Here is a 7136-nt window from a genome sequence, read left to right on the forward strand (position 1 = left end):
AGGAGGGAACAAGATATGATTACAGAAGCGATATTAGCAATTTTGAACCCATCCGTGCTGCTTTTCATGCTGATCGGCGTTGTGGTAGGCGCTTTGATCGGCGCTCTTCCGGGACTTTCTGTTGTAATGGCTATTTCCATTCTGACTCCGATTACTTTTGGCCTGGAGCCTGCGCAGGGGCTGGCGATGCTGATGGGTGTTTACAACTCCGGTGTCTGGGCGGGCGGTATTTCGGCAATCCTGGTAAATACGCCGGGAACTCCGGCATCAATTATGACAACTCTGGACGGATATGCCATGACAAAACGTGGGGAAGCGGGTCTGGCTCTTGGCATCAATGTTATATACTCGGCCCTCGGCGGACTGATCAGTTCAATTATACTGATGTTTGCGGCGTTCCCTATCGCAAAATTTGCATTAAAATTCGGCCCGGCAGAGTACTTTGCCCTGGCTCTTTTCGGCCTTTCCATGATTATTGGAATCTCTGAAAAATCAGTTTTAAAGGGAATCATGATGGGATGTCTCGGATTCCTTATGGCTACAGTCGGCCTTGACTCAATGTATGCATACCCTCGATATACCTTTGGTATGATTGATCTGCTTCAGGGTATTTCTTATGTGCCGGTTATGATCGGACTTTTTGGCTTTGGAGAAGTACTTTCTCAGGTATATGAGAATAAAAAGAGTGAACGTGATACGGAAAAGAAAAAAATAGGCAGGATTATTCCTACCTGGAAAATGATAAAGGATTTTGCTCCCCTGACAACGCTCAGCGCACTGGCCTCTGTAATTGTAGGTGCAATACCGGGAGCCGGAGGAGATATCGCCTCGATCATCTGCTGGGATCAGGCGAAAAAAGTATCAAAGGACAAGGAAAATTACGGCAAAGGCTCTGCGGAAGGCCTGGCAGTTACGTGTATTTCAAATAACGGAATTATCGGCGGCGCTATGACCACCATGCTGACACTGGGAATTCCCGGCGATGGGGTAACGGCTGTGCTGATTGGGTCTCTGATGATGTATGGAATGCAGCCCGGACCTATGATGTTTATAGAGAGCAAGCCGTTTGTATATCAGCTGATGGTCATGATGGTGGTTGCAAACCTGATGTTTCTTGTATTCGGTCTTCTGACATCAAAAGCCTCGGCCAGCCTGCTGAACCTGAAAGAACAGTATGTATGGACAGCCATCGTGATTCTGTCAATCGTAGGTTCTTATGCGGTCAGCAATTCTATTTTTGATGTGATTATTATGTTTGTATGCGGCGTAGCCGGATTCTTCTAAAACAGTTTGATTTCCCACTGCCGCCCCTGATTCTGGGCCTGATTTTAGGACCTATGGCAGAATCGAATTTAAGGCGTTCCCTGGCCCTGTCTGCCGGTGATTACGGCATTTTTGTAGGCAGTCCCATCGCGGTGATACTGCTGGTTTGTACCGTACTGGCGCTGGTTGGGCCGGTAATTATGAAGAAGAGAAAACAGGCGAAAAATGCCTGATTCCAATGGGAAGGATGTTAATGACATGAATATAAAAAATCCAAACGGAAAGATCGTTTCTATTGGAGAACTTCTCGTAGAGTTCATTCCGGTAGAACCAAGACTGCGGTTATATGAAGAAGGAAGTATTTTAAAAACGGCCAGCGGATCATCAGGAATATTTGCCTGTGCCAATGCGAAGATCTGCGACAGAGCAGCTTTTATCGGAAAGATCGGACCTGATCCGCTGAGCCGTTTTGTATATCAGATTATGGAACGGGAAGGCGTGGATATTTCCAGAGTCGTGACGGGGGAAGGCCAGATTGGCCTTGCATTTTTGGAAAATCTGGAGAACGGCCGCAACTTTGAATATTACAGAAGTAATTCGGTCGGTAGCAAATTCGGCCCGGACGACATCGATGAGGATTACATAAGAAATGCCAGCGCGATTCACTATTCCGGAATGCTGCTGGAGTTGAGTGAAAGCATGAGAGAAGCATGCAGAAAATGTGTGAGAATTGCAAGAGAAGCCGGCGTAATGGTTTCCTTTGACCCCAACATCAGAAAAGAAGTCATGAAGAGTGACGACGCCAGGAAACGTCTTTATGAAGGAATTGAGACAGCTGACATTATTGCACCGACTCTTGAAGAAGCGCGCTTTATTACGGGACTCGAGGATGAAAAAGAGATTCTGAAGGAACTCCATAGAAGAGGACCGAAAGTAATTGCTTTGACAAGAGACAAGGACGGCGCCGTTTTAAGCGACGGAACAAAAATTGTATCGGCGGCAGGAACGGGAGTCCATGCAGTGGATCCAACAGGAGCAGGAGATACATTTGCTTCCATGCTGGTATATGGCGTACAGGAAGGCTGGAGTCTGGAGAAAACGGCAATTTTCTGTAATTGCGCCGGTGGGCTGGCCGTTACCAAACAGGGATCGATCGGTAGGGCGCTGCCAACATTAGAAGAGGTAGAGAAAATGGCGGCAGAAGCGTCATTTGAGGTAAATGTCGAACGCTGGTTTCAGAATGGCGGAAGAAAAGAGGCGGGATTATGAGGCGTCTGAGCGTTTGCAGCCGGATCAGTACGGGACTTGGCCTGGCATCAAACACGTATAAACAGGTTATTCAATCCGGAGAGATGACACTAAAGGAGATGATTGCCTGGGCAGCAGGGAGAGGATTTTCCTGGGTAGAGGTGCGGGATGCCAATGTGGACATGACACAGGAGGCGCTGGAAGATATCAGGAAGTTCGCGGAAAAGATGGCGGTGAGGATTCACTATTCCTGGGACAATCAGGATGTGCTGAAGGAGGATGAAAAATTCTACAAGGGCATGGAAAACGCCGCCATTTTTGGAAAAGGGACGTGCTGCCGCGTACTCATTGCCCCAAATACGGTGAAGGGGAAAGACGGATATACAAAAGATGAAATGGAGCGAATTCTTCCTGTACTGAACAAATATATTAAAAAGTCGGAAGAAATGGGAATTCATCTCTGCTTTGAAAACGCTATGGAACCGATTTTCGGAGATGGAACCAGATATTTTGGCATGAATGAACTGATGGAAAGATGTCTCGGCATGTGCGTGACATTCGATGCGGCCAATGCGACGAATCATACGACATGCGTCAATCCGACAGAAGACGAGCTTCTGGAGTATTATGAGAAATTTCGCGACAGAATATTTTATTTTCACCTGAAAGTTACAAGAAATCATAAGCTTTTGGACACGGTGGAAGCAGACGGGGATTTTCATATAGAAAAGCTGTTTGAGGCATTTTCAGAGAATGACGGAATGATGATATGCCTTGAAATTCCTCAGCAGCCTGACCTGGTGCGGATGACGGTAGCTGTAGAGAGCAGCCTCAAAGTGCTGAAAGAGCTGCAAAAAGCCAGGCAGAGCGGAGAAAGGAGCGGATTGGAATGAAGATGGCAGATATAAAAGAAAAGCTGAAAAATGGAAAAAAGGTTATGGGGACGATGGTCACGGTCTTCCAAAATCCTGATATCGTAAAAATTTTAAAAGAAAGCGGATATGATTTTTTCGTTCTGGACTGTGAACACGGCTGCTTTGAATACGGAGAAGCAGCCAGAATCATTGGAATGGCCAGAGCGTTTGGCCTTCCTGTTGTGGTGCGTATCGCCGAGATCAGAAGAGAACTGGTATTGAAGTACATGGAGATGGGCGCAGACGGCCTTCTCCTTCCGAGTACGGAGACAAAGGAGGAAGCTGAACTTCTGGTGAAGTATTCCAAATATGCTCCAATGGGGGACCGGGGCGTTTCCCTTTCCAGGCCTCATACGGATTTCAAAAAGGTAAACGGACGGGAATATATGGATCAGGCAAATCGCGATACAGTTTTGATGTGCCAGATCGAATCACGAAAAGGCGTGGATCATGTGGAGGAGATTATTGAAACAGAAGGAATTGATGTTGTCTTTGTAGGGCCGAATGACCTTTCCCAGGACTATGGCGTGCTGGGAGATTACGCTAATCCTGTTCTGAAAGAAGCATATGAAAAGATACTGAAAGCAGCAGGAAATGCAGGAAAACATGCTGGTATTCATTTTGGAAAAAAAGAACCGCTCGTACCTTGGGTGAAAGCAGGATACAGCATGAACATGTGCGGCAATGACGTGAGTTTTATGATGAACGGAGCAAAAGCCGTGCTGGAGTATCTGAAGGAAGAGACGAAATAATAACATATCGTGCCTCAATGGCAGCTTATGCTGTTCACTGAGTCCTTGAAAGAAAGGCTGGCAGGTAATGCAGAACAAAATAAGGTGGGGCGTTCTCGGAACAGCTGCAATTGCTAAGAATCACACACTTCCTGGAATGAAAGAAGCATATAACTGCATGCTCTATGCGATAGCAGGACGAAATTCCGAGAAAACAAAAGCGTTCAAGGAGGAGTTTGGATTCGAAAAGGCATATCAATCCTACGATGAGCTGCTGGATGATGATAACGTGGAAGCTGTGTATATTCCCCTTCCAAACCAGCTTCATAAAGAATGGGTAATCAAGGCGGCCAGAAAAAAGAAGCATATTCTGTGCGAAAAGCCACTGGCTCCTACGGCAGAAGAAGTGAAAGAAGTCGTTGATATCTGCAGGCAGGAGGGCGTAATTCTGATGGAAGCCTTTGCTTATCTACACAGCAATGCTACGCGGCAGGTGATTCGGGAGGTTCATGATGGGGCGGTGGGAACTCCCGTTTTTGTGGAAACTGTTTTCATGGTGAGACCGTGGGAAAAAGAGAATATCCGGATGCGGAGGGAGACGATGGGAGGCTGTACATATGACCAGGGCTGTTACAATATCAGCATGATGCTCAGCCTGCTGGACGAGGTTCCTGATGAGATTCAGGCAATTGCTCATTTTATGGAAAATGGAGTCGATGATTTTTCCAGCGCTTACTTTCACTTTCCATCAGGAGCAAGAGCTTCCTGTATTTCCGGTATGTGCTCCGGGCAGAGGGCGGACCGATATCTTATTCACGGAACCGAAGGCACGCTGGAAGCGCCCCTGCCGTATAATGCGAAGGGAAAACTTTCCTATTATATCCATAAAGATGGAACCACAATAAGAAAAGATGTGGAAGCGCCGAGTAATTACCGTCTGGAGGCAGAACAGTTCGGAAGATGCATTCTGGAAGGAGAAAGGCCGCTTGTGTCCAATGAATTCTCTATTAAAAATGCAGAAGTGCTGACAGAGGTGCTGAAGAAAATAGGATATTATTCATAAATGCATAATAAGAAACAGCTGTTTCCGCAGGGGAGACAGCTGTTTCTTATTATGGTTGTAATCTTATGACCTTGGGGCACTGGTATTATAATATTAAGAAAACAGTATGATAAAAGTTAAAATATAAGACTGGAAAATATAGTAAACTAAAGTTAGTTTTCAACAGTTGTATTATTTATAAAATAGGGAGGTATTTATCGTGAAAAAGAGGTTTGGTGCAAAGATAAAATTATTTGGTTTGTGTATGATAAGTTCTGTATTTTTACTTGGCTGTCAGGGAGAACGCTCTGATACGGCGGAAATAACCCAAAATACGGAGCCGATTCTGACGGCTGAACGTGCATCAGAATCCACGTCGGAAGCAGAGACCGGCAGCTCCAGTCAAAATACATCTACCGGAGCAGGGGAGGAGAGCGGCCAGAGTCAGGATCATAATGATCAGGCGGACTATGATGAGGATTTCTACAGCGCTGCGACGGATATACCAGGAGCTGAAGTGGAGGAATTCGCCAGGAAGGTCAAACAGCAGTTTTTAGCCCATGACTGGAAGGCGCTATCGGAAGAAATTGCATTTCCCATTACGATTGATGATGTAACTTATCATGACAGCAGTGAATTCCTGGCAGCTGAACTGGATGAAAAACTGAATCAATATTTCTTTGTGGAACTGGATGAGGAAAGCTGCAGAAACATGTTTTCTAACTGGCAGGGAATTATGATGGGAGCTACAGGGCGAGTATGGATCGCAGAAGTGCTGAATGATGACCTTTCCTCTCAGGGACTGAAGATCACGGCGGTTAACGGCCTTACGAAATCATTTGGCCTGCCTGGTCAGGTGAATATGACTGTAGTGGAAGACAGTGTCACCCCCACTTCGGTTAAACTTCTTCTGAACAATGACACCGGTTTAAATATTATGTTTGGAGATGACTATAAACTGCAGAAGTATGAGGATGGGGAGTGGAAAGAGCTGGAGCCTTTGACTGGGGATATCGCATTTCATGACATTGGCTACATGCCGAAAAAGGGTCAGCCGGTGAAATGGGAGGCAGACTGGAGCAGCTATTATGGAACTCTGGAACCAGGCTCATATCTTATTATAAAAAGAGCATCGGATATCCATGACATGGGAGACTATGAAGAATTTGTTCTTTCTTCAGGATTTATGATTGATGATGGGAAGACGGAAGATTAAACGTGCGGGAGGAGATGAAACATAGGAAAGATATGAAATATATAAAATATATGAAGAAAAGCATTTTGGCGGCCGGCTTAGTCCTTTTACTGGTGACTGCGGCATTCGCAGGATTCCTGGCAGGGAGAAAATCGGCTGTGCCTGTGATAGGAGCTACATTTTATGCTGTGATTGATAAGATAGACGGGAATTACCTTACAGTCAGTGGTCTGGAAGTAAACGACATCAACAGCCGCGGCCGCTTCCAATTTGCAGCTGATGAAAATACAATTTTAGAGTGGAGACTTACAAAAATAGCCTTGACCGACCTCCGCGTTGGTGATACGATATCTGTCACCTATACGGGTTCCGTTATGGAAACCAGTCCGGCAATGCTGAACGATGTGGTAAAAGTTCAGCTCTTGGATGATGAAATAAGCCGTTGACAATAGTCGGTGAGGAAGAAAAAAGTTACAATTACAGCCCCATATTATGCTCACGCTCCCTTCAGCGGAACATAATATGGGTTTTGTGCGCTCCCCACTTGAGTTGAAAAAAACGATATGATATAATGACGCGAAGCGGCATTATATCAGCGCATACCGGTTTCTGCGCCTGCCGCAGAAAGCCGGGCGCTAGGATTCGCCGGAGGCCCATGTCCGCGAAGCGGGAATGGAATAATGACGCGAAGCGGCATTATATCAGCGCATACCGGTTTCTGCGCTCGCTGCAGAAAGCCGGGC

The 7136-nt window shown here is 46.0% G+C and carries 8 protein-coding genes; all 8 read left to right on the forward strand.

What is annotated here, in order from left to right:
* Positions 1-15: 15 nt before the first annotated feature.
* Positions 16-1284 carry a tripartite tricarboxylate transporter permease gene (locus tag DXA13_RS13690; protein ID WP_207662175.1) on the forward strand — a complete coding sequence of 423 codons (1269 nt, stop codon included), beginning with the start codon at positions 16-18 and terminating at the stop codon, positions 1282-1284.
* Positions 1260-1496 carry a hypothetical protein gene (locus tag DXA13_RS21290; RefSeq protein ID WP_207662176.1) on the forward strand — a complete coding sequence of 79 codons (237 nt, stop codon included), beginning with the start codon at positions 1260-1262 and terminating at the stop codon, positions 1494-1496. The genes DXA13_RS13690 and DXA13_RS21290 overlap by 25 nt, the downstream gene beginning before the upstream one ends.
* Before the next feature lie 25 nt (positions 1497-1521).
* The gene (locus DXA13_RS13695) at positions 1522-2532 is read left to right on the forward strand and encodes a sugar kinase (RefSeq protein ID WP_118245154.1); all 1011 of its coding nucleotides are present in this window, start codon (positions 1522-1524) and stop codon (positions 2530-2532) included.
* Positions 2529-3404, forward strand: coding sequence for a TIM barrel protein (locus DXA13_RS13700; RefSeq protein ID WP_118245138.1), 876 nt, complete (start codon positions 2529-2531; stop codon positions 3402-3404). Before DXA13_RS13695 ends, DXA13_RS13700 begins: the two co-directional genes overlap by 4 nt.
* A complete protein-coding gene (locus DXA13_RS13705; RefSeq protein WP_243009140.1) occupies positions 3401-4177 on the forward strand; it encodes an aldolase/citrate lyase family protein in 777 nt (258 codons plus the stop codon). The genes DXA13_RS13700 and DXA13_RS13705 overlap by 4 nt, the downstream gene beginning before the upstream one ends.
* Positions 4178-4244: 67 nt before the next feature.
* Positions 4245-5219: a Gfo/Idh/MocA family oxidoreductase gene (locus DXA13_RS13710; protein WP_118245140.1), complete on the forward strand. Its 975-nt coding sequence runs from the start codon at positions 4245-4247 to the stop codon at positions 5217-5219.
* A 199-nt stretch (positions 5220-5418) separates the two neighbouring features.
* Positions 5419-6414, forward strand: coding sequence for an immunoglobulin-like domain-containing protein (locus tag DXA13_RS13715; protein WP_118245142.1), 996 nt, complete (start codon positions 5419-5421; stop codon positions 6412-6414).
* A gap of 14 nt (positions 6415-6428) precedes the next feature.
* On the forward strand, positions 6429-6839 hold the full coding sequence (locus DXA13_RS13720; RefSeq protein ID WP_243009141.1) for a hypothetical protein: 411 nt from the start codon (positions 6429-6431) through the stop codon (positions 6837-6839).
* Positions 6840-7136 lie beyond the last annotated feature (297 nt).

Source organism: Clostridium sp. AM58-1XD (genome assembly GCF_003464085.1).
Taxonomy (GTDB): domain Bacteria; phylum Bacillota; class Clostridia; order Lachnospirales; family Lachnospiraceae; genus Lachnoclostridium_A.

Bases quoted from the DNA above. Each gene is read 5' to 3' on its own strand.
- DXA13_RS13690 (WP_207662175.1), top strand. From the start codon at position 16: ATGATTACAGAAGCGATATTAGCAATTTTGAACCCATCCGTGCTGCTT.
- DXA13_RS21290 (WP_207662176.1), top strand. From the start codon at position 1,260: ATGCGGCGTAGCCGGATTCTTCTAAAACAGTTTGATTTCCCACTGCCG.
- DXA13_RS13695 (WP_118245154.1), top strand. From the start codon at position 1,522: ATGAATATAAAAAATCCAAACGGAAAGATCGTTTCTATTGGAGAACTT.
- DXA13_RS13700 (WP_118245138.1), top strand. From the start codon at position 2,529: ATGAGGCGTCTGAGCGTTTGCAGCCGGATCAGTACGGGACTTGGCCTG.
- DXA13_RS13705 (WP_243009140.1), top strand. From the start codon at position 3,401: ATGAAGATGGCAGATATAAAAGAAAAGCTGAAAAATGGAAAAAAGGTT.
- DXA13_RS13710 (WP_118245140.1), top strand. From the start codon at position 4,245: ATGCAGAACAAAATAAGGTGGGGCGTTCTCGGAACAGCTGCAATTGCT.
- DXA13_RS13720 (WP_243009141.1), top strand. From the start codon at position 6,429: ATGAAACATAGGAAAGATATGAAATATATAAAATATATGAAGAAAAGC.